The following is a 24504-nucleotide window of genomic DNA, read 5'->3' on the forward strand; positions in this document are numbered from 1 at the left end:
GTATCGTCAGATACGTGGGTGCGGACTGGACTGTACGACAACAGCCCCCCGCCCGGAAGGGCGAGGGGCCGCGGTGCGCGCGCGGGGGATCAGCCGCGCTGGATGCCCGTGGTGTCCTGCAGGACGCCACGACGGCCGTCCTGCGTCTGGGCGATGAGGTTCTGGCCGCGCTGCTCCACCGCCAGGTACCAGGTGCCCGGCGCCAGCTCGGCGATCGGGTTCGGCGAACCGTCCTCGCCGTAGAGCGGGCGCGCCACCGGGACGGCGAACCAGAACGGGGCGAAGTCGCCCGCCTGTGCCGCGCCGCCCTGCGCGGGCTGCTGGGCCTGGGCCTGCTGCGCCTGCGCCGGGTCGCCGTGGGAGGGCTGCCCCTGCTGGGGGCCGCCCGGGTAGCCGTACCCCTGGCCCGGCTGGGCGCCGTACGGCGCCTGCTGCTGGCCCGGGTAGCCGTAGCCCTGGCCGGGCTGCGCCCCGTACGGCTGATGGCCGCCCTGCGCTCCCTGCGCCGGGCCGGACGGGCTGAGGAGCGGGGCCTTGAGCGCGGGGACCAGCGGGCCGGCGACGGCTGCGGCGGCCAGCACGATGGCGGCCAGCAGGCCGAGGATCAGGCCTGCTCCGGCGTTGTTGACGTCGAGAATCGTCCAGAACGCGGTCCACAGGGCGAAGATGGTGAGCGCCACACCGAACTGACCGAGGTCCAGGCCGACGACCTTGCGGCCCGGCATCGCGCGGCTGACGATCAGGAGCGCCGCGCCGATCACACCGGCGAGGAAGACGCTCATCAACAGCCCGAGCGAATCCCAGGCGTTGGGGCTGTCGAACCGGGAGCAGTCGACGCCCTGCGGGCACTCGTAGCTGGAGAAGTCGAGGAAAGAGGCGATGAACAGCACGACCGCTGCTCCGATCACCACGCCGTCGCCTCGTGTGAGGGATCGGATATTCACGTGAAGGTCCTTAGTCGGTCGTTTCGTCGGGGCGGTCGTCGCTGCCGCCGGTGCGGCTCGAAGCTCGGGAGCGGCTCCCCATCGTACGGATGAATCTATCGTCTGCCCGGGCGGGTTGCCCCGCAGCCCGGGTCATGAACGGTTGTCCCCCCAATATCACCGCAGAACTACCCCTTCAGGTAGCTCGTAATGCCGTCGGCCAGTCCCTGGGCCGCCTTCTGCCGCCACGCCGCGGCGGTGAGCAGTGCGGCGTCCTCCGGATCACGCATATTGCCGCATTCGACGAACACTTTGGGCACGGTCGACAGATTCAGTCCGCCGAGATCATCCCGTGTGTCCAGGCCGGTATTTCCGCCGATGTAATTGGAAGGTGCGCTTCCGGTCGAGCGGGCGAAGTGTCCCGCGATCCTCGCGCCGAGATCGGCCGAACTCTTCACGATCTTCGAGGTGTCGGCCCCGCCGCCTTTGACCTCGGCGGGCAGGATCACGTGGAAGCCCCGGTTGCCCACCGCGGAGCCGTCGGCGTGGACCGACACCACCGCGTCCGCCTTCGCCTCGTTCCCGATCCGGGCCCGCTCGTCGATGCACGGCCCGAACGGCCGGTCCGCGTCGTGCGTCAGCCGCACCCGGGCGCCCTCGGCCTCCAGCAGGGTGCGCAGCCGGTGGGAGACGTCCAGGGTGAACCGGGCCTCCGGGTAACCGTCGTTCGTGGCCGTCCCGGTGGTGTCGCACTCCTTGCGGCCGGTGCCGATGTCGACCTGCTCGTTGATCTCCCGGGTGTGATCGCGGTTGCCCGGATGGTGACCGGGGTCGATCACCACCGTCCGGCCGGTCAGCGGTCCTTCCGGCAGCGGCTTCGCTGACGGGGAGGCGGAGGTCTTCGCAGGTGCGGGGGAGGCGGCGTCCGCGCCGGCCCGGGGCGAGGCCGCACCGGACGCGCCGGTTTCCGCGCCGCCGCATCCGGCGGCGGTCAGGCATACGGCGGCCAGTGCGGCGGCCACGGACAGCGGCCGGGCGCGGCGGGTGGGGGGAGGGCTGTCGTCGTACGGCACGCGGCGATGGTACCGACCGGCCCTCCGGGGCGACCGGCACCCGCCCGCATCCGGACGGGCCGGATACCGGTGCCGCCTCGCCCCCCGCCCGGGTTCCGACTCCGCCTCACCCCCCCCCGCTGCCCCGGCTCCGGACCCGCCTCGCCCCCTGCCCTGGCTCCGGTGCCTGCCCTGGTTCAGGCCCCGGTCCCGGCCTCGGCCCCGGTCCCGGCCTCGGCCCCGGTCCCGGCCTCGGGCCCGGTCCCGGCCTCGGCTCCGGTCCCGTGGGGACGTGGCCCGGAGGCGGTACGTACGGCTCAGACTCCGGCGGCCGTACGGCGCAGCACGCGCAGCGAGTCCGTCGCCGACACCTCCGTGAACGCCCCGGAGGCCAGCGCGCGACGGTAGATCCGGTACGGGGCCTGCCCGCCGTCGGCCGGGTCGGGGAACACGTCGTGGATCACCAGCAGCCCGCCCTCGACGACATGCGGGGCCCAGCCCTCGTAGTCGGCGCTCGCGTGCTCGTCGGTGTGCCCGCCGTCGATGAAGACGAGCCCGAGCGGACCGCTCCACACGGCGGCGACCTGCGGGGATCGCCCGACGAGCGCCACCACGTGATCCTCCAGGCCCGCCCGGCGCAGGGTGCGGCGGAAGGTCGGGAGCGTGTCCATCAGCCCGACCTCCGGGTCCACCACGCTCGGGTCGTGGTACTCCCAGCCCGGCTGCTGCTCCTCGCTGCCCCGGTGGTGGTCCACCGTCAGCGCGGTCACCCCGGCACCCCGCGCCGCGTCCGCGAGGAGGATGGCGGAGCGCCCGCAGTACGTGCCCACCTCCAGCAGCGGCAGCCCGAGCGCGCCGGCCTCGATGGCCGCGGCGTACAGGGCGAGGCCCTCATGGACCGGCATGAAGCCCTTGGCGGCCTCGAACGCGGCGAGGATCTCCGGCTCGGGTCCGGCGGCCGCAGCGGGTCCGGAGGCGGAAGCGGAAGCGGCGGCGGACTCGGCGGTCACGGGGTTCCTCCAGGTGGGGCGGGTCGGCTCACGGGCCGGTCGACGGCGCCCCATCGTGCCGTACGTTCCGGCCGACGGCCTCGGCGGGGGCCTCGGCGGAGGCCGGGGCGACCGGCGCGGGGGCGGGGCCCGGCCCGGCGTCCGCACTGCTCGCCAGGAGCACCGGGTGCGCGGACGGCCGCTGCGAGGGCAGGAACGCCGCCAGCACCAGGCCGGCCAGCACCGCGCCCATGGCGATCAGGAACGAGATCCGGAACCCCTCCATGGACGGCACCTGGTGGGAGCCCATGGTCACGGAGGTGTTGGCCAGCACCATGCCGATGACGGCGCTCGACACCGAGGTGCCGATGGACCGCATCAGGGTGTTGAGGCCGTTGGCGGCGCCGGTCTCCGACGGGTCGACGGCCCCGATGATCAGAGCGGGCAGCGAGGAGTAGGCGAGGCCGATGCCCGCGCCGAGCACCACCGCGATCAGCACGGTCTGCCAGGCGGCGGAGAGCAGGCCGAGGCCGGCCCCGTAACCGGTCGCGATGACGAGCATGCCGAGCATCAGCGTGGTCCGGGGGCCGCGGCGGGCCGAGATCCGGGCGTACAGCGGCGCGACGAACATCATCGTCACGCCCAGCGGGGCCACGCAGAGTCCGGCGACCACCATGGACTGCCCGAGGCCGTAACCGGTCGACGTGGGCAGCTGGAGCAGTTGCGGGAGGACGAGGGAGACCGCGTAGAAGGCGACCCCGACCATGATCGAGGCGAGGTTGGTGAGCAGCACCTCGCGGCGGGCGGTGGTGCGCAGGTCGACCAGCGGTGCCGGGGTGCGCAGTTCGAACAGGCCCCACAGCACCAGGGTGGCCACGGACGCGGCGAGCAGCCCGAGGACCGGTGCCGAGGTCCAGCCCCAGTCGCTGCCCTTGGTGACCGGCAGGAGAAGGAGGACCAGGCCGAGCGAGAGTCCGAGAGCGCCCGGGAGGTCGAAGGAGCCGGGCGCGCGCAGCGGAGGTTCGGGGACGCATGTGTACGTGAGCGCCATCGCGAGCAGGCCGAGCCCGGCCGATCCGAGGAACAGGGCGTGCCAGTCCGTGTGCTGGGCGACCAGCGCGGCGACGGGCAGCGCGAGTCCGCCTCCCACGCCGATGGACGAACTCATCAGCGCCATCGCCGAGCCGAGCTTCTCGCGCGGCAGCTCGTCGCGCATGATGCCGATGCCGAGCGGGATGGCGCCCATGGCGAAGCCCTGGAGCGTGCGGCCGGCGATCATCACGGTCAGGTCGTCGGTGGAGGCGCAGATCAGCGAGCCGATCACCATGACGGCCAGCGAGGCGAGCAGCATCCGGCGCTTGCCGTGGAGGTCGCCGAGCCGTCCCATGACCGGGGTCGAGACGGCACCCGCGAGCAGGGTGGCGGTCATCACCCACGTGGCGTCGGCCGGGGCGGTGTCCAGCAGGACCGGCAGATCCTTGATGACCGGGACGAGCAGGGTCTGCATGACCGCGACGGTGATGCCCGCGAAGGCCAGGACGGGCACGATGCCGCCATGGCGCCGCGCTTTCGGCGGCGCGGGAAGCTCCTGTGGGTGCGGTATCCGTCGTGTCGGTCGCATGTGCGGGGCCTCCCGGGCAGCCGTCGGTCACCCGGGCTCCCCCCAAGTGCGTGCAGGGTGAACGCTTCTGGTGGCGCTTTCATTCCGGTCCGGTTCACTTCGGTTCGCACCCGGCAGCTTCCTGACCTTCCGTCAGATAGAAACGTGTTCTACTCTTGCGCCGTTCCCGTGGCTGCGACCGGCGGAGACGCGCAGGGGCAGGAGCAGGTGAGCGCGCCCTCCACGGATTCCTGATGCCCCGCTGCCTGACCATCGCGGGCGGCACCACCCCAGATCCGGCTCAATGCCGTCGCCGAGCGCGTCCTCGGCCTGCCCCGGGACTGAACCCCCCTTCCACCACGAGGAGTCGGAAGCGATGAAGGCGTACATCATCGGTGTCGGCATGACGAAGTTCGAGAAGCCCGAGACCCGCGACTGGCAGTACTGGGACATGGTCCGCGAGGCCGGCGCCGCCGCCCTGGCGGATGCCGGGATCCGCTACGACCAGGTCGAGCAGGTCCCCGTCGGCTACTGCTTCCAGCCCTCCACCGCCGGTCAACGTGCCGTCTACGAGCTGGGGTTGACGGGCATACCCGTCTACAACGTCAACAACAACTGCGCCACGGGGTCCTCCGCCCTGATGCTGGCCCGGCAGTTCGTCGAGGGCGGCGGCAGCGACTGCGTCCTCGCCGTCGGCTTCGAGAAGATGGCCCGCGGCTCCCTGGGCGGCGGGGCGGGCGGCGGGTCCGGCGCCGCGGACTTCGCGACCTCGCCCGTCGCGCGGCACTACGGCGTCATGGCGGCCCGCCACGGCTTCGAGGCGTCCCCGCCCACCGCCCAGATCTTCGGCAACGCGGCCCGTGAGCACATGGAGCGGTACGGGACGACGCCCGCCCAGCTCGCCGCGGTCGGGGCCAAGAACCACCGGCACTCGGTGCACAACCCGTACGCCCAGTTCCAGGACCCGTACACGGTCGAGGAGGTTCTCGCCGCCCGTACCGTCCACCGCCCCCTCACCAAGCTCCAGTGCTCGCCCACCTCCGACGGCGCGGCGGCGGCCGTCGTGGTCTCCGAACGGTTCGTCGAGCGGAACGCCCTGGGGGAGCGGGCGGTGGAGATCGCCGCCCAGGCCATGGCCACCGACACCGAGGCGTCGTTCGCCTCCGGCAGCTGTATCGACGTGGTCGGCGCCCCGATGGCGCGGGCCGCCGCCGAGCGGGTGTACGCCGTGTCGGGCCTGGGCCCCGACGACCTCGACGTCATCGAGCTGCACGACTGCTTCTCCGTCAACGAACTCCTCACCTACGAGGCGCTGGGTCTGTGCGGCGAGGGGGAGTCCGGCAAGCTCGTCGAGTCCGGGGCCACCACCTACGGAGGCCGGTGGGTGGTGAACCCGTCCGGCGGGCTGATCTCCAAGGGGCATCCACTGGGCGCGACCGGCATCGCCCAGGCCGCCGAACTGACCTGGCAGCTGCGTGGGGAGGCCGGAGCCCGCCAGGTCCCCGGCGCCCGGACCGCCCTCGCCCACAACATCGGCCTCGGCGGAGCGGCGGTGGTCACGCTGCTGCGGCACGGCTGACGGTCGGCTGAGGGGCGGACGCCGGGGGCGGCTGCGTCGCCGGGGTGCGGGGCTTCGGTCCGGGTGCGGTCGGCAGGGTGCGGGCCCCGGGTCCGGGCGAGTCCGGGTGGGCGCGGATCCCGGGGCCGGGGGTGGGTGCGGGCTCCAGGGCCGGGTGGGCGCAGGATGTCGTTCCCGGCTGATCGGGCCGGTGCAGGGCCTCGGTCCGGCGACCGGGGCGGGGCGGGACCTCCGTCCCGGTCGTCTGGGACCCGGGACCTGGATCCGATACCCGATGTACGGGCCACGCGACGCCTGCGACCATATCCGTCATGCCCGACGTCTCCGCGCCCGTCTCCGCCCCACCCGCCACCACCCGCATACGCCCCAGCACCTGGGCCGTCGTACTCGCCGCCTGTACCGGTCAGTTCCTCGTCGTCCTCGACGTCTCCGTCGTCAATGTGGCGCTGCCCTCCCTACGGGCCGACCTGGGGCTGAGCGCGGCGGGACTCCAGTGGGTCGTCAACGCCTACTCGATCGCGTTCGCCGGGTTCATGCTCCTGGGCGGGCGGGCCGCCGACATCTACGGGCGCAAGCGGATGTTCCTCGTCGGGCTCGGCCTCTTCACCGCCGCCTCCCTCGCGGGCGGTCTCGCCCAGGAGGGCTGGCAGCTCCTCGCCGCCCGCGCCGCGCAGGGCCTCGGGGCCGCCGTCCTCGCGCCCGCCACCCTCACCATCCTCACCGCGGCCGTGCCCGAGGGGCCCGCCCGGACCAGGGCGATCGGCACGTGGATGGCGGTCGGGGCGGGCGGCGGCGCGGCCGGCGGGCTCATCGGCGGGGCCCTCACCGACGCCCTCTCCTGGCGCTGGGTCCTCCTGATCAACGTGCCCGTCGGCGCGCTCGTCCTGATCGCCGCAGCCCTGCGCATCACCGAGGGCCGCGCGGGCGACCGCCGGCGCATCGACCTGCTCGGCGCGGTCCTGGTCACCGCGGGCCTCGCCGCCGTCGCGTACGGCATCGTCCAGACCGAGGCCGAGGGCTGGACGGCCGCCGCCACGCTCGTCCCGCTGCTCTCCGGGCTCGCCGTGCTGGCCGCGTTCGTGCTGGTCGAGGCGCGGACCGCCGTCCCGCTGGTGCCGCTGCGCGTCTTCTCCGTACGGGCCGTCTCCTCGGCCAATGTGTCGATGCTGCTCATGGGATCGGCGACCTTTGCCATGTGGTACTTCATGACGGTGTACGCCCAGAACGTCCTGGGCTACACGCCGTTGGAGGCCGGTCTCGCTCTGGTGCCGACCTCGGCCGCCGTCGTCATCGGCTCCAAGGCGGCCCCCCGCCTCATGGTCCGCACCGGGGCGAAGACGCTCGCCGTCGCCGGGGTCCTGGTCACCGCCGCGGGCTTCGGCTGGCAGTCCACGATGGGTGTGGACGGCTCCTACCTCACCGCGATCTGCCTGCCCGGTGTCCTCATGATGGCCGGCGCCGGCCTCGCCTCCACCCCGCTCGCCACCCTCGCCACCTCCGGCGCGGAACCGGGCGACGCCGGACTCGTCTCGGGCCTGGTCAACACCTCCCGCACCATGGGCGGTGCGCTGGGCCTCGCGGTGCTGTCCACCGTCGCCGCCGCGCGCACGGCGGGTTCCGACGGACTGGCCGAGATCACCGCCGGGTACGCCATGGCGTTCCGCACGGCGAGCGGCGTGCTGCTGACCGGGGTGATCGTGATGCTGCTCTGGCTGCCGAACCGCCGCACGCCCCGCCGCGCGCCGTGAAGGCTCTTCCCGTCACCACGATCTGACGGTCCGTCAGTGCTCTTCCCAACTTCTCTGGCCTGCGTTATACATGGGCCATCGGCATCGGCTAGAACGCGTTCTAGGAGAGGTGTGTCCCTTCTCGACGGGGCGCGCCCTGCCGGTCACCGTACGACCTCGGTGCGGCCGACGGTGCGGACGGCCGCGCCGAGGTCTTCCCGCCGTGAAGGGCCACCACCCTGGACACCCCGGCGCCCCCGGGGGGCACCCGGAAAAGCTCAGGAACGACCCGTAAAACAGGAACGACCCGAAAACCAGGACCGACCCGGAACACTCAGGACCGACCCAGGACCGCCAAGAGCCGCCCAGGACCACTTCAGGACCGACCCGGAACCACCCCAGGACCATCAAGGAGCTGCTCCGTCATGCCCATTGATGCCGCGGCGGCCCTCGCCGCCGAACCCCGCCGGGCCGAGATCGGCTGGGACCACAAGGACGTCCAGCTCTACCACCTCGGCCTCGGCGCGGGCATTCCCGCCACCGACCCCGGCGAACTGCGCTACACCCTGGAGTCCCGGCTCCAGGTGCTGCCCGGCTTCGCCACCGTCGCGGGCGCGGGCACCGCGGCCCTCGGGGGAATGGGAGCGCCCGGCATCGACGTGGACCTCACCGCGGTCCTGCACGGCGGCCAGACCGTGCGCGTCCACCGACCGATCCCGGTGACCGGCCGGGCCGTGCAGACCTCGAAGGTCGCGGCGGTGTACGACAAGGGCAAGGCCGCCGTCATCGTGCTGCGGACCGAGGCGGGCGACGACGACGGCCCGCTGTGGACCAACGACGCCGAGATCTTCGTCCGCGGGGAGGGCGGATTCGGCGGGGAGCGCGGGCCGTCCGACCGGCTCACCGTGCCCGAGCGGGCCCCCGACCGCACGGTCGAACGGCACATCCGCGAGGACCAGGCTCTGCTCTACCGGCTCTCCGGCGACTGGAACCCGCTCCACGCCGATCCCGCCTTCGCCGAGCTCGCCGGGTTCGAGCGGCCGATCCTGCACGGGCTCTGCACGTACGGCATGACCCTCAAGGCCGTCACCGACACCCTGTTGGAGGGCGACGTCTCCCGGATCGCCGCCTACCGCACCCGCTTCGCCGGAGTGGTCTTCCCCGGCGAGACCCTCCGTATCCGGATGTGGACCGGGGACGGCCGCGTCCTGGTCGCGGTCACCGCCGCCGAGCGCGACGACGCGCCGGTCCTCACCGACACGCTCGTCGAACACTCCTGAGCACCGCTCCGAACCCACCCCCGAGGCGCACCAGAACCCTGCTGTAGATCACGATGTGAGGGGAGCCGCAGCCATGCGCGCAGCCGTACTGCACGAGACAGGCCAGGAGAAGCTCGAAGTCCTCGACGACGTCGAGGCGGTGGGCTTCGGCCCGGGAAGGGTCAGGCTCCGCATCCGCGCCACCGGCCTCTGCCACTCCGACGTCTCCGCGATGAGCGGCGTCCTTCCGCAGCCGGCCCCCTTCGTCCCCGGCCACGAGGGGGCGGGAGAGGTCGTCGACGTCGGCGACGGGGTGAGCGGACTGCGCGTCGGCGACCGGGTCCTCGTCTGCTGGCTGCCCGCCTGCGGGGACTGCCCGTCCTGCAAGCGCGGCCAGACCCATCTGTGCCTGGCGGGCTTCATGAACGCGGGCACCCCCAACTTCAAGCGTCCCGGCGGCGACGTCTTCGGCTTCGCGGGCACCGGCACCTTCGCCGAGGAGGTCGTCGTCGGTGCGTCCTGCGCGGTGCCGATCCCCGACGACGTGCCGTTCGAGATCGCCGCCCTGATCGGCTGCGGGGTCACCACCGGCCTCGGTGCGGCCATCAACACGGCCCAGGTGGAGACCGGTTCGTCGGTCGCGGTGATCGGCTGCGGCGGCGTCGGCATCTCCACGATCCAGGGCGCCCGGGTCCGGGGCGCGGCCCAGATCATCGCCGTCGACCCGGTCGCCTCCCGCCGCGAGGCCGCCCTGCGCTTCGGCGCCACCGAGGCCGTCGCCCCCGGTGAACTGGCCGACGCCAAGCAGCGCGTCACCGGAGGCGAGGGCTTCGACTACGTCTTCGAGGTCGTCGGCAAGTCCGCCACCGCCCGCACCGCCTACGAGAACACCCGCCGCGGCGGCACCCTGTGCGTCGTCGGGGCCGGAGCCATGGACGACACTTTCCAGGCCAACATGTTCGAGCTGTTCTTCGACGAGAAGCGCATCCTTCCCTCCCTGTACGGCGGCGGGGACGTCCTGCGCTCCTACGGGCGGGCCATCGCGCTCTGGCGGGCCGGCCGCATCGACCTGGAGTCGATGATCACCCACCGGGTCCGGCTGGACGGGATCAACGACGCCCTGGACCAGATGCGCACGGGCGAAGCGCTGCGCACCTGCATCGAGCTCTGAACCCCGCCCGCACCCGAGGAAGCCGAGGACCGTGATGTCACTTTCCCTCCCGCTGGACGGGCTGTCCGCGATCGTCACCGGCGCGGGCCGCGGCCTCGGCCGCGCCGAAGCCCTCGAACTGGCCCGCCTCGGCGCGGCCGTCGTCGTCAACGACTACGGACAGCCCGGCCGCGACGGCTCCGGCGAGGCCTCCGCCGCGCCCGCCGAGGAGGTCGCCGCCGAGATCCGCGCGGCGGGCGGCCGGGCCCTCGCCCACCTCGGTGACGTCTCCGACCACGAACAGGCCCGCGAACTGGTCGAGTCGGCGGTCTCCGCGCACGGCCGGCTCGACATCCTCGTCAACAACGCGGGCATCCTGCGCGACCGGATGGTCTTCTCGATGACCGAGGAGGAATGGGACGCCGTGGTCCGTGTCCACCTCAAGGGCCACTTCAACACCACGCACTTCGCCGCCGCCCACTGGCGCGCCCGCTCCAAGGCCACCGGCGGCCCGGTCTACGGGCGGATCGTCAACACCTCGTCGGAGGCGTTCCTCGCGGGCTCGGCGGGCCAGCCCAACTACGCGGCGGCCAAGGGCGGCATCGTCGGGCTCACCACCTCCACCGCCCTCGCCCTCGCCAAGTACGGCGTCACCGCCAACGCCATCTGCCCGCGCGCCCGTACCCGCATGACCGAGGACGTCTTCGCGGGCTTCCAGGAACCGGCGGACGGCGCCCTCGACCCGCTGGCTCCCGAGCACGTCTCCCCGCTCGTCGGCTATCTCGCCTCACCGGCGGCGGCCGGGGTCAACGGGCAACTGCTCGTCGTCCACGGAGGGATGGTCGCCGTCGTCGAACGGCCGCGGGTGGCCGCCCGGTTCGACGCGGCGAAGGAGGCGTTCACCTTCGCGGAGCTGGACGAGCTGCTCACGCCGTACTACGCGGACCGGCCGCCGAACGAGACCTTCGCCGCCGCCGAGGTGCTGGAGCTGAAGCGGCGGTAGCCGTGCGCACCGCACGTGCGGGAGGGCCTGGACCGGCGGTCGTCCGCCGGTCCAGGCCCTCCCGTGCCGCACTGCTCCGCGGCTCAGGCAGCCGCGGGCTCCGCTTCGGCGGGCCGGCGGTGGCGGCCGTGCGGCTGCACCGACGTGTTCTCCGCCGACGCACCCCCACGGTGCCTTCCGGAACCACCGGTCGCGGCCCCTTCGTCCGCCCCCGCCGGGCGCTGCTGGGTCGTGTCGGTCCGTGCTTCGGACATCTGGGAAGTCACCCCGTCGTGATCGCTTGCTTGTCTCGCGCCTGCGTATGTCGTCGGCCCCGCCACCGTCGTCCGACCCGGTCACCGTCGGTACCCGCCCGGAACGGTCGCGTGGCCCAGGTCCCGAATTCAATCAGGTCGAGCGGCTCCGTGCAGAGGCGCCTGCCCCAACGGAACGGGCTTACACACGGCAGGAGCGGTATCGGCGGCGGACGGTTCCCCTCCACCTTCCCCGGCACCCGTGCGCCCGGCCGCGGAGACGGGGTCCACATCCTCGGGGGCTTCCAGCAGGGCCACGCCGCAGGGCGTCGCGCCGTTCGCGTACGGCAGGCGCAGCACACCGTCCCTGCTCCAGTACCCGGCGCCGGGCATCCAGCCCAACGGGGCCGCGAACTGGTGCAGTTGCCGTCCCGCCGGGCGCCACACACCCACCCAGCTACCCCTCGCCCCGTCGATCCGCAGCGCTACGGCGCAGCTCTCCGGCATCAGCATCTGGTCCGGCTGCACCGCGAAAGGCGTCATCGTCACGTCCGCGAGGCGCAGGCACTCGGGGAACCTCACGGGCAGGCAGCTGCCCAGCACGCCCCAGCCGAGCCGGTCGTGGCCCGGGGCGTCGGAGCGGAGGAGCAGCAGCCCGCTGTCCGGGTCCGCGAGCACCAGCCGGTCGTTGCTCCCCGGTGCGATCTGCAGCAGGGGCGTGACCTCGCCCTGCCGACCCAGGTCGACGGCGATCGCCTTGACCGACCCGCCGCCCGGCTCCCGCCGGTCCAGCGCCAGCATCCGGCCCGCCCGGTCCAGCCACACCCCGCCCGAACAGCGCCCGGGAATCCGCGCGACCTCCTCGGGCCCGAAGGCGCCGCCCGCCACCAGCCACAGGGACGCGTGGTCCTCACCCGCCGCCAAGGCGTACACGCTCCGGCCGTCCGGCGACGGCGGCAGCAGGGTCATCTCGGTGCGTCCGACCGCGCCCAGCAGGAGTTCACCGGTCCCGGGGCCGGTCGGGTAGAGCAGCGAGAACATCTGCCGGTCCGCCACCCGCCGCCGGATCAGCACCCGCCCGTCGGCGAGCGGGGCCACTTCGGAGTCCGGCTCCTCGGGCTGGTCGAGGGGGAGGGGCACCGCATACGGCTCGGGCCCGTCCAGCGTCCACCGCTCCGGATACCAGGCGCGCGCGCCCGGCGGCCCGGGGGCGGCGGTGAGCCGGGCGGCATAGGCGCCGTCCGCGGTGAGCGTGAATCCGCCGGTGAGCGGTGTGCCGTCGGCCGGCGCGTCACCTGCCGGCCGGTCCCCGGCCGGTGCGCCGTCGGCCGACGGCGCCGGCCCGTGGGCGTGGGCCGCCACCGGTCCGGGCCCTGTTTCCGTTCCGGCTCCCCTTCCCTCGTCCGGATGTGCTTCCGCTTCCGTTCCGGCTTCCGGACGTGCTCCCGGTTCCGCTCCCGTTCCCGTTCCCGCGTTCGCGGCGGGTCCGGCCAAGGGCGGGGCGGGCGCGTCCGCAGGGGGGCCGGACGGGCCGGAACCGGCCGCCCCGGTGGGCTCCCCGGGGGCGCCGGACCCCACCGGGCCGGCCTCCGGATCGGGCTCCACTCCCGGCTCGGCTTCGGGGTCCGCCGTCGCGGCGGCCCCGGCGGACCCACCCTCGATGGCACAGGCAGTCATGGACTCGTCACCTCCGGCTACGAAAGCTAGTTTTCGCACTTCCAGCCGAACAACACGAGCCACCTCACTTCACACATAAGGGTGGCGATGCCCGGATTCTCCTGAGGTGCAGGGGGTGAGTGTGCTGCCGGCGACGGCCCTGTCTAGGGTGAGGCGGCCCTGACCAGCACCCGCGGCCCCACGCAGTGGTGCCCCCACGTTCACCCGTCCCCTCCCTACCGCCCGCATGCAGCGGACTACTGGAGCAAGCGATGTCCCTACGCCCCCGCGGCACCGCCGCCGCAGCCCTGGCCCTGGCGGCCGCCCTCTCCCTGTCGGCCTGCGGAGGCGGTGACGGCGGGGGCGCGGACGCGGCGAAGGCCGACGGCGGCGAGAAGGCCGCCGTCGCCACGGGCGGCAAGGACTTCGCGGACGCGGCCAAGAAGACCGCGTCGTACGGCACGGATGCCGAGGCCGGCGAGTTCCCCCGTACGGTCACCCACGCCATGGGGAAGACCGAGATCAAGTCCGCGCCCCGGCGCGTGGTCGTCCTCGACGTCGGCGAGTTCGACAACGTGGTGTCGCTGGGCCTGAAGCCGGTCGGCTACGCCCCCAGCGAGGGCGACGCGGCCATCCCCTCGTACCTGGAGAAGGCCGCGGGCGAACCGAAGAGCGTCGGCACCATCAACAGCCTGAACCTCGAAGCCATCGCGGGCCTCCGGCCGGACCTGATCCTCGGCAGCCAGCTCCGCGCAGCCGACAAGTACGACGAACTGTCCACGATCGCCCCGACGGTGTTCTCCATCCGCCCCGGCTTCACCTGGAAGGAGAACTACCTCCTCAACGCCCAGGCGCTGGACCGCACGGAGCGGGCCGAGTCCGCGCTCGCCGCGTACGAGGAGAAGGCCCGGAAGCTCGGCCGGGACATCGGCCCCGACAAGCCGACCGTGTCGATGGTCCGCTACATGCCCGACCGCCTCCGGCTCTACGGCAAGGCCTCGTTCATCGGCACGATCCTGGAGGACGTCGGGCTGCCGCGTCCGAAGAACCAGCAGATCGACGACCTCGCCACCGAGATCAGCCCCGAGAAGATCGACGAGGCGGACGCCGACTGGATCTTCACCGGTGTCTACGGCGACCCGAAGGCCACCCAGCGCGACACCGCCCGGTCCAACCCGCTGTGGAAGAACCTGAAGGCCGTGCAGGAGGGCCGGGCCAAGGACGTCTCCGACGAGACCTGGTACCTCGGCCTCGGCGTCACCTCGGCCGGGCTGGTCCTGGACGACCTCCGCGCGGACCTGGTGAAGTGACCGCTGCACCTCCGGACCTGGTGAAGTGACCGCCGTCCCTCCGGACCGGGGGAAGGGGCCGCCGTCCTTCCGGACCGGGGGAAGGGGCCGCCGTCCTTCCGGACCGGGGGACTGCCGTCCTTCCGGACCGGGGGACTGCCGTCCTTCCGGACCGGGGGACTGCCGTCCTTCCGGACCGGGGGACTGCCGTCCTTCCGGACCGGGGGACTGCCGTCCCTCCGGACCGGGAGCTGCCGTCCCTCCGGACCTGGGAAACGGACCGCTTCCACCCGGTCCCGGTGACGGGGGAGCCTCCGCCCGGACCCCGTGAGGTGACGGTGCGTGTCCGGCCGCCGGTCCCCGCGTACCGGACCGGCGGCCGGGGGCGGCGGACCACCCCGGACAGGTAGCCTTTCCCCCGTGCCCCGTCTGTCTGAAGTCATCGCCGCCCTCGACGCCCTCTGGCCCCCCGAGCGGGCCGAGGGATGGGACGCGGTCGGGACGGTCTGCGGCGACCCGGACGCGGAGATCGACCGGGTGCTGTTCGCCGTCGACCCCGTCCGCGAGATCGCCGACGAGGCCCTGGAGCTCGGCGCCCAGCTGATCGTCACCCACCACCCGCTCTACCTGCGCGGGACGACGACGGTCGCCGCCGACACCTTCAAGGGCAAGGTCGTCCACACCCTCATCAAGCACGACATCGCCCTCCACGTCGCGCACACCAACGCCGACACCGCCGACCCCGGCGTCTCCGACGCCCTCGCCGGCGCCCTGGGCCTGCGGGTCACCGGACCCCTCGTACCGGACCCCACCGACCCGCACGGGCGGCGCGGACTCGGCCGGGTCTGCGAGCTGGACCGCCCCGAGACCCTGGCCGCCTTCGCCGCGCGCGCCGCTGCCCGGCTCCCCGCCACCGCGCAGGGCATCCGGCTGGCCGGCGACCCGGAGGCGCGGCTGCGCACCGTCGCCGTCAGCGGCGGTTCCGGCGACAGCCTCTTCGACGCCGTGCGCGCCGCGGGCGTCGACGCCTTCCTCACCGCCGACCTGCGCCACCACCCGGCGTCCGAGGCGGTGCAGCACTCGCCGCTCGGTCTCGTCGACGCCGCGCACTGGGCCACCGAATGGCCCTGGTGCGAGCAGGCGGCGGCCCAGCTCGAAGCGCTTTCCGACCGCCACGGATGGGACCTGCGGGTCCATGTCTCGACGCAGGTCACCGACCCCTGGACCACCCACCATTCCTCTGGAGCCCCCAACTGAACGCCGCGCCCGCCGACCAGATCCGACTTCTCGACGTCCAGGCCCTCGACACCCGGCTCGCCCAGCTCTCCCACAAGCGGTCCTCGCTGCCGGAGCACGCCGAGATCGAGCAGCTCAGCAGCGACCTCGCGCAGCTGCGCGACCTGCTGGTCGCCTCCACCACCGAGGAGAGCGACACCGCCCGCGAGCAGACCAAGGCCGAGCAGGACGTCGACCAGGTGCGTCAGCGCGCCGTCCGCGACCAGCAGCGCCTGGACTCCGGTGCGGTGTCCTCGCCCAAGGACCTGGAGAGCCTCCAGCGCGAGATCACCTCGCTGGCCAAGCGCCAGGGCGACCTGGAGGACGTCGTCCTGGAGATCATGGAGCGCCGCGAGGCCGCCCAGGAGCGGGTCGCCGAGCTGACCGAGCGGGTCTCCGCCGTCCAGGCCAAGGTCGACGACGCCACCGCCCGCCGCGACGCGGCCACCGCCGAGCTCGACGCCGAGGCCGCCACGGTGACCAAGGACCGCCAGGTCGTCGCCGAGGCCGTCCCTGCCGACCTGATGAAGCTGTACGACAAGCTCCGCGTCCAGCAGGGCGGGGTCGGTGCCGCCCGGCTCTACCAGCGCCGCTGCGAGGGCTGCCGCCTCGAGCTGAACATGGCCGAGGTCAACGAGGTGAAGGCCGCCGCCCCCGAGACGGTTCTGCGCTGCGAGAACTGCCACCGCATCCTGGTCCGTACCTCGGAGTCGGGCCTGTCATGAGCGTCGCCCGCCAGGTGGTGGTCGAGGCCGACGGGGGTTCCCGGGGCAACCCGGGGCCCGCCGGTTACGGTGCGGTCGTCATCGACCCCGCCACCGGGGAGCCCCTCGCCGAGGCCGCCGAGTACATCGGCGTCGCGACGAACAACGTCGCCGAGTACCGGGGCCTGATCGCCGGCCTGGCGGCCGCGAAGGCGCTGTTCCCGGACGCGGGGGACGCGCTGCGGGTCCATGTCCGGATGGACTCCAAGCTGGTGGTCGAGCAGATGTCGGGGCGCTGGAAGATCAAGCACCCCGACATGAAGCCGCTGGCGGCCCGGGCCGCCGCGATCCTGCCGCCGGCCTCGGTGACGTACGAATGGATCCCGCGTGCGCAGAACAAGCACGCGGACCGGCTCGCCAACGAGGCGATGGACGCGGGGCGCGACGGCCGGCAGTGGGAGGCATCCGCCTCGACGGCCGCCCTGGACTCCCCGGCCGCTGCCCCGGCCCCCTCGGACTCCCCGGCCCCCTCGGACTCCCCGGCCCCGGGCCTTCTGGACTCCCCGGCCGCCGACGCGCTCTTCCCCCTGCCCGAGGACGCGGCGGAACCGGTCGCGGAACCGGCGGACGCCCGCTCCGCTCCGCGGCAGTCGGCCGGAACCCCGCAGACCGGCTGGGGTTCGGCCCCCGACCTGGGCGCGCCCGCCACGCTCCTCCTGCTCCGGCACGGCGAGACCGCCCTCACGCCCGAGAAGCGGTTCTCCGGCAGCGGCGGCACGGACCCCGAACTCTCCGCCGTCGGCCGCGGCCAGGCCGAGCGCGCCGCCGAGCACTTCGCCGCCCTCGGCACCGTCCAGGAGATCGTCAGCTCCCCGCTGCGCCGCTGCCGCGAGACCGCCGCCGTCGTCGCCGCCCGCCTCGGCCTCGGCGTCCGGATCGAGGAGGGCCTGCGCGAGACGGACTTCGGTGCGTGGGAGGGCCTGACCTTCGCCGAGGTGCGGGAGCGGTACGCCGACGACCTCACCGCCTGGCTGGCCTCCCCGGACACCGCTCCGACCGGTGGCGGCGAGAGCTTCAGCGAGGTCGCCGATCGGGTCGCCGCCACCCGGGACCGGCTCGTCGCCCGCTCCGCGGGCCGCACGGTCCTGCTGGTCACGCACGTGACGCCGATCAAGACCTTCGTGCGGCTCGCCCTCGGGGCCCCGCCCGAGGCGCTGTTCCGGATGGAGCTGTCGGCGGCCTCGGTCTCCGAGGTCGCGTACTACGGAGACGGCAACGCCTCCGTGCGGCTGCTCAACGACGCCTCGCACCTGCGCTGACGGACGGACCCGCGGGAGCCGGCCTCCCGCGGGTCCGTGCGTGCCGGCGCGGGGCCGGCGCCTACGGGGCGAGTGCCGCGGCCTCGGCCGCCAGGCGGGCCACCCGGTCCCAGTCCTTCGCCGCCACCGCATCGCCTGGGACCATCCAACTGCCTCCCACACAGCCGACGTTGGGCAGTGCGAGATAGGAAGGCGCGGAGGCGGGCGAGATGCCGCCGGTCGGGCAGAAACGGGCCTGGGGGAGAGGCGCCGACAGCGCCTTGAGGTAGGCCGTCCCGCCCGCCGCCTCGGCCGGGAAGAACTTCATCTCCCGCACTCCGCGCTCCAGGAGGGCCACCACCTCGGAGGTGGTCGAGACCCCGGGCAGGAACGGCAGTCCGGACGCCTTCATCGACTCCAGCAGCGTGTCGGTCCATCCCGGGCTGACCAGGAACCGGGCCCCGGCGGCCACCGTCTCGCGGACGTGCTCCGGCGAGATCACCGTGCCCGCGCCGACCACCGCGCCCGGCACCTCGGCGGCCACCGCCCGGATCGACTCCAGCGCGGCGGGCGTCCGCAGCGTCACCTCGATGGCCGGGAGCCCGCCCGCCACCAGCGCCCGTGCCAGCGGCACCGCGTCGGCGGCGTCGTGCAGGACGACGACGGGGACGACGGGCGCGAGATCGAGCACGGAGGCGCCGGGGCCGGGCGCGGCGGAGGGCGTGACGGGCGGCACGGAGGAGGTCATGGGGGCATCCTGCCGCGAGCGAGTCATGATGCGCAACGAGCGTTGCGCATCATGCAACGCTTCGTCCGGTGAGGTCAGTGGATCTCCGTCACCACCACGTCCAGGGACCACGGCCGCCCGGCCCGCGCGGGGGCCTCGGCCTCCACCACGTAGCCCAGGTCGCGCAGCGCCTCCACCAGCCGCGCCGGGTCCTCGGGCCGCGCACCGGCCACCAGCAGGTCGCGCACCAGCCGGCCCTTGGTCGCCTTGTTGAAGTGGCTCACCACGGACCGCTTCTCCACCCCGTCGACGATCTGCGACTGGAGCACCCGTACGCTCGCCGTCCGCGAGGCCACCTCGCCCTTCGGCTTCCACGCCGCCGTGTACGCGGAGGACCGCAGGTCCAGGACGAGCCCGTCGCCCGCGGCCTCGGGCAGTACGGTCTCCATGGGGGTGCGCCAGTACGCGCCGAGGCCGCCGAGACCGGGCAGCTTCACCCCCATCGAGCAGCGGTACGGCGGAATCCGGTCACCGATGCGGACCGCGCCCCACAGCCCCGAGAAGACCAGCAGTGAGGCGGCCGCCCGGCGCCGCGCGGCCGTCTCCAGGGTGGCCAGGCCGAGGGCGTCGTACAGCACGCCGGTGTACAGCTCCCCGGCCGGGCGGGTCCCGGCGGTGCGCAGCTGCGCGTTCTTGCCGACCTCGCCCGCAAGACCCACGCTCAGCCCGAGCACCTCACGGGCCTTCTCCTCGTCCGCCTGGCACAGCTCGACCAACTCGTCCAGGACCGCCGCACGGGCCGGGGCGAGCCCCGGCAGCGACAGCGACTCCGGCTTCAGCGAGGCCCCGCGCCCCGAGGCGGCCTTTCCCTCGGAGGGCGGCAAGAGCACGAGCACGGCGGTTCTCCTTCTGACGTACGGCGAGCGCGGACCGGCGGGCGTGCGGGCGCGCCGGGTCCTCGGCAAGGGTACGGGGACCCGGCGGTGGCTCCGGTACGGCGGCGGGGCCCGGCGCCGATCCTCCCGCGCGGTCGGTGCGGTCCGCCCGCGGCCTCCCGGGCGCCCTCGGGATCACCCCGGGAGGGGCCCGGGGAGGTGGCTTCGGGAAGCACCCCGGGCCGGGCCCCCGGGAGCGGCGAGCGCGGCGACGACCGCCCGGGAATCGTCCGCGTGGAACCGGAGCGTCCGCGCACTCCCGCACCGCCCCAGCGGCCGCACGAACTCCACCGGCCCCGTCAGCTCCACGGTCACGCTCGTCCGGCTCCCCACCGCCAGGTCCAGCGTCCCGTCCTCGTCGACCCGGACCGGACCCCCGTCCGGGAAGCGCCGCTCGACCCGGGCGGAGGCGATGGACGCGGCGGGCACCCGGAGATCGAACAGGGCCCCGTAGCGCAGCCGCAGCGAACCGTCGGCCCCCACGAGATGCGGCCGGGTCACCGAGGCGGCGTGCAGGGCGAGGACGACGACGATCCCGTACACGTCCACCACCAGCAGGACCGCGTGGACCAGCGGCCAGGGGATCACCAGGGCCAGCACCACGGTCTCGACGACGGTGACGAGGAGGAACACCCCCATGATCCCGGTCTGCGGTTCGGTGTACGAGAACGGCCGGGACTCCTCCGGAATCCGGTGGCGGCGCCGTACCGTCCACAGCCCGAGGCTGTGCAGCGCCCGGAACTCGTGGACGATCAGCCGCCGCAGGGCGACCGGCACCACCGCCCGCACCGCCGCGAGCCCTGCCGCCCGCCGTGTGTCGCCCGCCCGCCGCCGGTCCGCGTACCGGGGCCACATCACGTACGCCTCCAGCGCGAGCATCCCCACGACCAGCGCCTCGGCGCCCAGCAGAACGGCGCCGGGTATCCGCACCCCGGCGACCAGGCAGACCACCAGGGCCAGTTCCCCGGGCAGCACCGCCCACATCGCGCACCGCAGCCCCCGTATCACCCGTGCCCTCATGACGATCCCCTCCTCCGCACCCGCTCCGACAGCTCCTCCATCACCCGGTGCACGACCGCGCGCTGCGCGGGCGGATAGTCGTCGAGCAGCACCCGCCCGAACCCCGTCGCCGACGGTTCCCCTTCGGGGATGACCGCCAGGACCCCGTCCGGTACGGCGGCGGCCAGTTCGGCCGCCAGCGGCGCGATCCGCGGGTCGTCCACCCCGGCCCCCTCCAGCGCGTCGAGCCGCTCGTACAGCGCGATGACGCCCGGGTCCTCGGCCAGCGGCAGCAGTGCCGCGAACACCGCGGCCCCGGCCTCGTCGACCACCGTGTCCAGCAACGCCAGATGCTCGCGGTCCTTCGCGGCGGCCGGGGACGTGGTGGCGGGCGCGCGCTCCAGGAGTGCGGCCAGGGCGGGCGAGAGCGGCCCGCCCGAGGCGAGCGGCGCCTCCAGCAGCACGGCCAGCACCTGCCGCCGCTCCCGGATCTCCCGCTCCTGCCGCTCCAGATCGGCGTCCAGCTCCGCGAGCACCTCGCCCAGCTCCCGCCCCGCGTCATCGGCGAGCACGTCCCGCACCTCGTCCAGCGAGAGCCCGATCTCGGTCAGCCGCCGGATCCGGGCCAGCAGCACGGCATCACGGACGGTGTACGCCCGGTAGCCGTTGGCCCGCCGGGCGGGCTCGGGCAGCAGGCCGATGTGGTGGTAGTGCCGGACGGCCCGGGAGGTGACTCCGACGAGCGCGGCGATCTCTCCGATACGCATGCGGCCAGTAGAAACGTTGACGCTGCGACAAGGTCAAGCGCCACGTTCCTTCCCGCGCTTTCGTCCACGCTGGGCGCTCCTGTGCCACGATCGGGGGAAGAACTCCCATCTCACGGACGGCTGGTCCCCTGATGTCCCAGTCTGGCGAGCGACCGAGGAAGGAGCGTGACATGACTGCCATGGCGCACGAGCCGCTCACGCAGGCAGAAGTCCTTCTGGAGGGCTTCCTGGCCCTGGACACGCCGGAAGGCTTCCGGGCGGAACTGATCGAGGGGGAGATTGTCGTGACGCCGCCGCCGGACGGGGACCACGAGGACTACATCAGCCTGGTTCTGAAGCAGGTGCTGAGGAAGTCCCGCACCGACATGGATTTCTCCGGTAACAAGGGCCTGAAGCTCCGCAGCGGGGGCGGTTGCCCCAAGAACCACGCCATCCCCGACGGCACCTTCGCCCCCACCGAGCGTCGCCTCTTCCGCGGCGCCGACCCCTGGATGCCCTGTGAGGGCGTCGCCCTCGTGGTCGAGGTCACCTCCACCAAACCGCAGGCCGACCGCGAGGCCAAGCGCCGCTGCTACGCACGCGGAAGCATTCCGCTCTATCTGCTCATCGACCGGGACGACAGCTCGGTGACGCTGTTCAGCGACCCGGAGCGCGACGACTACCGCCAGCACCTCACGATCCCGTACGGGAAACCGCTGGCGCTTCCCGAGCCCTTCGCCTTCGACCTGGAGACCGGTGACTTCGGCTGAGGGCCGCCGAAGGGCGAGGGACACCGAGGACCGGCCGGCCGGGACAGCCCGGTAGGATGGCGATCACGGCAGACGAGCCGTGCGGACGGCCGCGTGGGGATCCCCGGATCCTCCCGAGGAACGTCCGGGCTCCACAGAGCAGGGTGGTGGCTAACGGCCACCCGGGGTGACCCGCGGGACAGTGCCACAGAAAGCAGACCGCCCGGGACTTCGGTCGCGGGTAAGGGTGAAACGGTGGTGTAAGAGACCACCAGCGCCTGAGGTGACTCAGGCGGCTAGGTAAACCCCACCCGGAGCAAGGTCAAGAGGGGCCGTGCCGGAAACGGGACGGCCCTGCGCGGACGTTCGAGGGCTGCTCGCCCGAGTTCGCGGGTAGACCGCACGAGGCCGGCAGCAATGCCGGCCCTAGATGGATGGCCGTCTCCCCGGCCGCCGCGAGGCGACCGGGTGACAGAACCCGGCGTACAGCACGACTCGTCTGCCGCCCACCCGGCACGGCCGCCGCACGCTCCTCCGGGGCGTCGGCGTACCAAGGGAAACAGGGTTCCTCGGGGTGGATACGGAACCGTCCCGGACGCCGGGCGGCCTGTCCTCGGCCGGCCCGGACGACATCTCCGCCCTCGGCAGGGAAATCCGTTCGCGCGTCTCGGCAGGCGACTGCGGATGGGCCGGTGCGTTGGGTGCCGAGATCGCCTCCCGGGCTCGGGACGCGGACTCCCGCGAGAACGACGGAACGGTCCTGGGCGACGTTCTGCGGGCCGTGGCCGCCGGACCGGAACCGGAGCGCGGCAGGCGGCGTTCGACGACAGGCCCATGGGCGTACCGGTCACCGCTGACCGAGGGCCGGGGCCGGTCGGTGTCCGGCCGACGGGCCCGTGAGCCCGGCGGTCAGATGACCGGCGGGCGGCCCAGCCGCGTCATCCGCCACACCGTGGACCAGCGCATCGGGTGCCGCTCCCCGCACGGTGTGCGGACCCCCTCGGCGAAGCCGCCCGCCCAGGCGCGCAGGCCCTTCGGGTCGCGGGTGCGGGCGAGGGTGAGCAGCGTCCAGGTGCCGAGGTAGGCGGGGACCAGGGGGAGGGGCAGGTTGCGGCGGGCCAGCCAGACGCGGTTGCGGGCCGTCATCCGGTAGTAGACCGCGTGGCGGGCCGGGCTCGTCTTCGGGTGCTGGAGCAGCAGCGCGGGGTCGTACTCCACCTTCCAGCCGGCGTCCAGCGCCCGCCAGGCCAGGTCCGTCTCCTCGTGGGTGAAGAAGAACTCCGCGGGCCACAGCCCCGTCTCCGCCAGCATCCTCATCGAGAACGCGTGGCCGCCGCCCAGGAACGCCGTGACCGGGCCGCCGCGCATCGGGTCGCCCGCCCGCAGGCGCGGCACATGGCGTCGCTGCGTCTCGCCGGTCTCGTCGGCGATCCGGAAGCCGACGATGCCCAGCCGGTCGTCGGCCGCGAAGTGGTCCCGCACCCGGCGGAAGACGTCCTTGTCGACCAGCAGCCCGTCGTCGTCCAGCTCGATCACCACGTCGACGTCGCCGATCTCGGCCAGCCTGCGCAGCCCCTCGTTCCGGCCGCCCGGACAGCCGAGGTTCTCCGGCAGCTCGATGGTGGTCACCCCGCCGTCGAGGTCCGCCAGGCCGGGGGCGGAGGCGTAGTCCGGGAGAGCCGTGCCGTTGCCGATGATCACGAGCCGGGTGGGCCGGACGTCCTGCATGGCCACGGACGCCAGCAGCGCCTCGACCGCCTGCGGGCGGTCTCCCATGGTCACGATGGATACGCCGATGCGCGGTGCGGACACGGTTCGGTACTCCTGGAGCTCGGCTGCCGGTGGCCGGCTGCTGGTCGGCAGCGGTGCCCGCGATCGTAACGCCTCGGTGTTCAGTTCACGGTTACCGCCCGGCCATCCACCGGCCCGTCGTCGTTCAGCAGTGCGTACACGGCCATGTCCCGTCGCTCGTCGCCCACCTGCTGCCAGCCGCGCAGCAGGCCCTCCCGCCGGAAGCCGATGTCCTCGGCGATCCGGGCGGAGGCGGTGTTCCACGGCTCGATGTAGAGCTGGAGGCGCGGTACGCCGAGGTCGCGCAGGGCCCAGCCCGTCACCGTACGCAGCGCGGCCCTCGCGACCCCCTGTCCGCGGGCGGAGGCGGTGAGCCAGTAACCGAGGGAGGCGCGGCCCTCGGGGAGCTCGCGGAGCCAGAGCCCGATCGCGCCGACCGGACGCCGGTCCCGGGAGCGCACGATGGCGAACGGGTAGCCCGCGCCGGTGGCCGCGCGCTCCCACTGCCTGCGTACGAACGCCTCGGCGGCCGCCTCGGAGTAGGGGGCCGGGACCGTGGTGATGAGTGGGATGTACGGGTCGAGCGAGGCCTCGCGGACCAGCGGGAGGTCGCTCATCTCCCAGGGGCGCAGCACGAAATCCGGGCCCGCGGACATGCTCGGAACGGTCAGCCGGTCGGGGCCGGGGCCTGGATCGGGGGCCGGGTCGGCGGTGGGCCCTGGGGTGCTCGGCGTGTCGGCGGTGGTACGGGGGGTGCTCGGGGTGTCGGCGGTGGGGCCGAGGGCGCCGGGGGTGCTCGGGGTGTCGGCGGTGGGGCCGA

General features: G+C 73.7%; 21 protein-coding genes, 1 other RNA gene and 1 pseudogene. 12 read left to right on the top strand and 11 right to left on the bottom strand.

Annotation, left to right across the window (positions count from 1 at the left end; genetic code table 11):
- Positions 1-89 precede the first annotated feature (89 nt).
- The 4 genes from KME66_RS25240 to KME66_RS25255 form a co-directional block, all read right to left on the bottom strand.
- On the bottom strand, positions 90-944 hold the full coding sequence (locus KME66_RS25240; RefSeq protein ID WP_216326216.1) for a DUF5336 domain-containing protein: 855 nt from the start codon (positions 942-944) through the stop codon (positions 90-92).
- 167 nt (positions 945-1111) lie between these two features.
- Positions 1112-1996 (bottom strand): N-acetylmuramoyl-L-alanine amidase, encoded by an 885-nt coding sequence (locus KME66_RS25245; RefSeq protein ID WP_216326219.1) that lies wholly within the window; start codon positions 1994-1996, stop codon positions 1112-1114.
- A gap of 296 nt (positions 1997-2292) precedes the next feature.
- Positions 2293-2880, bottom strand: a complete 588-nt coding sequence (locus tag KME66_RS25250; protein ID WP_236726283.1) for a class I SAM-dependent methyltransferase — start codon at positions 2878-2880, stop codon at positions 2293-2295.
- A 133-nt stretch (positions 2881-3013) separates the two neighbouring features.
- Complete coding sequence (locus KME66_RS25255; RefSeq protein ID WP_216326224.1) at positions 3014-4585, bottom strand: MFS transporter; 1572 nt, start codon at positions 4583-4585, stop codon at positions 3014-3016.
- 203 nt (positions 4586-4788) lie between these two features.
- On the opposite strand from KME66_RS25255, the pseudogene KME66_RS34160 reads away from it, so the two are divergent.
- From KME66_RS34160 to KME66_RS25280, 6 genes and pseudogenes are all read left to right on the top strand, one after another.
- Positions 4789-4909 (top strand): annotated as a pseudogene (locus KME66_RS34160) (acyl-CoA dehydrogenase); the annotation flags it as partial.
- Positions 4910-4940: 31 nt separating this feature from the next.
- A complete protein-coding gene (locus KME66_RS25260) occupies positions 4941-6143 on the top strand; it encodes a lipid-transfer protein (RefSeq protein WP_216326226.1) in 1203 nt (400 codons plus the stop codon).
- Positions 6144-6454: 311 nt separating this feature from the next.
- Positions 6455-7891: a DHA2 family efflux MFS transporter permease subunit gene (locus KME66_RS25265; protein ID WP_253208478.1), complete on the top strand. Its 1437-nt coding sequence runs from the start codon at positions 6455-6457 to the stop codon at positions 7889-7891.
- Between the two features lie 404 nt (positions 7892-8295).
- On the top strand, positions 8296-9150 hold the full coding sequence (locus KME66_RS25270; protein WP_073218411.1) for a MaoC/PaaZ C-terminal domain-containing protein: 855 nt from the start codon (positions 8296-8298) through the stop codon (positions 9148-9150).
- A 73-nt stretch (positions 9151-9223) separates the two neighbouring features.
- A complete protein-coding gene (locus tag KME66_RS25275) occupies positions 9224-10300 on the top strand; it encodes a Zn-dependent alcohol dehydrogenase (protein ID WP_216326230.1) in 1077 nt (358 codons plus the stop codon).
- Between the two features lie 34 nt (positions 10301-10334).
- A complete protein-coding gene (locus tag KME66_RS25280) occupies positions 10335-11282 on the top strand; it encodes a 3-oxoacyl-ACP reductase (RefSeq protein ID WP_216326233.1) in 948 nt (315 codons plus the stop codon).
- Positions 11283-11665: 383 nt separating this feature from the next.
- Here the strand turns inward: KME66_RS25280 and KME66_RS25285 are convergent, their stop codons facing one another.
- Positions 11666-12877, bottom strand: coding sequence for a hypothetical protein (locus KME66_RS25285; protein ID WP_367303632.1), 1212 nt, complete (start codon positions 12875-12877; stop codon positions 11666-11668).
- Between the two features lie 566 nt (positions 12878-13443).
- Between KME66_RS25285 and KME66_RS25290 the strand changes: the two genes are divergently transcribed.
- The 4 genes from KME66_RS25290 to KME66_RS25310 all read left to right on the top strand — a co-directional run bounded on the left by KME66_RS25290 (position 13444) and on the right by KME66_RS25310 (position 17758).
- The gene (locus KME66_RS25290; RefSeq protein ID WP_216326239.1) at positions 13444-14481 is read left to right on the top strand and encodes an ABC transporter substrate-binding protein; all 1038 of its coding nucleotides are present in this window, start codon (positions 13444-13446) and stop codon (positions 14479-14481) included.
- 399 nt (positions 14482-14880) lie between these two features.
- Positions 14881-15717, top strand: a complete 837-nt coding sequence (locus tag KME66_RS25300) for a Nif3-like dinuclear metal center hexameric protein (RefSeq protein WP_216326261.1) — start codon at positions 14881-14883, stop codon at positions 15715-15717.
- Positions 15714-16460 (top strand): C4-type zinc ribbon domain-containing protein, encoded by a 747-nt coding sequence (locus tag KME66_RS25305; protein WP_178378956.1) that lies wholly within the window; start codon positions 15714-15716, stop codon positions 16458-16460. The genes KME66_RS25300 and KME66_RS25305 overlap by 4 nt, the downstream gene beginning before the upstream one ends.
- Positions 16457-17758 carry a bifunctional RNase H/acid phosphatase gene (locus KME66_RS25310; RefSeq protein ID WP_216326264.1) on the top strand — a complete coding sequence of 434 codons (1302 nt, stop codon included), beginning with the start codon at positions 16457-16459 and terminating at the stop codon, positions 17756-17758. The genes KME66_RS25305 and KME66_RS25310 overlap by 4 nt, the downstream gene beginning before the upstream one ends.
- A 61-nt stretch (positions 17759-17819) precedes the next feature.
- On the opposite strand, the gene eda is transcribed toward KME66_RS25310, so the two are convergent.
- From eda to KME66_RS25330, 4 genes are all read right to left on the bottom strand, one after another.
- Positions 17820-18485 (bottom strand): bifunctional 4-hydroxy-2-oxoglutarate aldolase/2-dehydro-3-deoxy-phosphogluconate aldolase, encoded by a 666-nt coding sequence (eda, locus tag KME66_RS25315; protein ID WP_073218385.1) that lies wholly within the window; start codon positions 18483-18485, stop codon positions 17820-17822.
- Positions 18486-18559: 74 nt separating this feature from the next.
- Positions 18560-19360 carry a peroxide stress protein YaaA gene (gene yaaA, locus KME66_RS25320; RefSeq protein WP_216326267.1) on the bottom strand — a complete coding sequence of 267 codons (801 nt, stop codon included), beginning with the start codon at positions 19358-19360 and terminating at the stop codon, positions 18560-18562.
- 174 nt (positions 19361-19534) lie between these two features.
- Positions 19535-20419: a hypothetical protein gene (locus KME66_RS25325; protein ID WP_216326270.1), complete on the bottom strand. Its 885-nt coding sequence runs from the start codon at positions 20417-20419 to the stop codon at positions 19535-19537.
- Positions 20416-21165, bottom strand: a complete 750-nt coding sequence (locus KME66_RS25330) for a MerR family transcriptional regulator (RefSeq protein WP_216326273.1) — start codon at positions 21163-21165, stop codon at positions 20416-20418. Before KME66_RS25330 ends, KME66_RS25325 begins: the two co-directional genes overlap by 4 nt.
- A 179-nt stretch (positions 21166-21344) precedes the next feature.
- Here KME66_RS25330 and KME66_RS25335 point away from each other — a divergent pair, with 179 nt between their 5' ends.
- Complete coding sequence (locus KME66_RS25335) at positions 21345-21914, top strand: Uma2 family endonuclease (RefSeq protein ID WP_216329623.1); 570 nt, start codon at positions 21345-21347, stop codon at positions 21912-21914.
- A 73-nt stretch (positions 21915-21987) separates the two neighbouring features.
- Positions 21988-22395: RNase P RNA component class A (gene rnpB, locus KME66_RS25340), an RNA gene on the top strand.
- Positions 22396-22802: 407 nt separating this feature from the next.
- Here the strand turns inward: rnpB and KME66_RS25345 are convergent.
- Both KME66_RS25345 and KME66_RS25350 read right to left on the bottom strand, forming a co-directional pair.
- Positions 22803-23705, bottom strand: a complete 903-nt coding sequence (locus KME66_RS25345; RefSeq protein WP_216326276.1) for a glycosyltransferase — start codon at positions 23703-23705, stop codon at positions 22803-22805.
- A gap of 80 nt (positions 23706-23785) precedes the next feature.
- A complete protein-coding gene (locus tag KME66_RS25350) occupies positions 23786-24340 on the bottom strand; it encodes a GNAT family N-acetyltransferase (RefSeq protein WP_216329624.1) in 555 nt (184 codons plus the stop codon).
- Positions 24341-24504 lie beyond the last annotated feature (164 nt).

The sequence above is a fragment of the Streptomyces sp. YPW6 genome (assembly GCF_018866325.1).
Taxonomy (GTDB): Bacteria; Actinomycetota; Actinomycetes; order Streptomycetales; family Streptomycetaceae; genus Streptomyces.

Excerpts from the sequence above, each read along its gene's own strand:
- KME66_RS25280 (WP_216326233.1), top strand. The coding sequence starts at position 10,335 with ATGTCACTTTCCCTCCCGCTGGACGGGCTGTCCGCGATCGTCACCGGC.
- KME66_RS25325 (WP_216326270.1), bottom strand. The coding sequence starts at position 20,419 with ATGAGGGCACGGGTGATACGGGGGCTGCGGTGCGCGATGTGGGCGGTG.
- KME66_RS25350 (WP_216329624.1), bottom strand. The coding sequence starts at position 24,340 with ATGTCCGCGGGCCCGGATTTCGTGCTGCGCCCCTGGGAGATGAGCGAC.
- eda (WP_073218385.1), bottom strand. The coding sequence starts at position 18,485 with ATGACCTCCTCCGTGCCGCCCGTCACGCCCTCCGCCGCGCCCGGCCCC.
- KME66_RS25275 (WP_216326230.1), top strand. The coding sequence starts at position 9,224 with ATGCGCGCAGCCGTACTGCACGAGACAGGCCAGGAGAAGCTCGAAGTC.
- KME66_RS25260 (WP_216326226.1), top strand. The coding sequence starts at position 4,941 with ATGAAGGCGTACATCATCGGTGTCGGCATGACGAAGTTCGAGAAGCCC.
- KME66_RS25290 (WP_216326239.1), top strand. The coding sequence starts at position 13,444 with ATGTCCCTACGCCCCCGCGGCACCGCCGCCGCAGCCCTGGCCCTGGCG.
- KME66_RS25255 (WP_216326224.1), bottom strand. The coding sequence starts at position 4,585 with ATGCGACCGACACGACGGATACCGCACCCACAGGAGCTTCCCGCGCCG.
- KME66_RS25265 (WP_253208478.1), top strand. The coding sequence starts at position 6,455 with ATGCCCGACGTCTCCGCGCCCGTCTCCGCCCCACCCGCCACCACCCGC.
- KME66_RS25330 (WP_216326273.1), bottom strand. The coding sequence starts at position 21,165 with ATGCGTATCGGAGAGATCGCCGCGCTCGTCGGAGTCACCTCCCGGGCC.
- KME66_RS25335 (WP_216329623.1), top strand. The coding sequence starts at position 21,345 with ATGGCGCACGAGCCGCTCACGCAGGCAGAAGTCCTTCTGGAGGGCTTC.
- KME66_RS25310 (WP_216326264.1), top strand. The coding sequence starts at position 16,457 with ATGAGCGTCGCCCGCCAGGTGGTGGTCGAGGCCGACGGGGGTTCCCGG.
- KME66_RS25250 (WP_236726283.1), bottom strand. The coding sequence starts at position 2,880 with ATGCCGGTCCATGAGGGCCTCGCCCTGTACGCCGCGGCCATCGAGGCC.
- KME66_RS25270 (WP_073218411.1), top strand. The coding sequence starts at position 8,296 with ATGCCCATTGATGCCGCGGCGGCCCTCGCCGCCGAACCCCGCCGGGCC.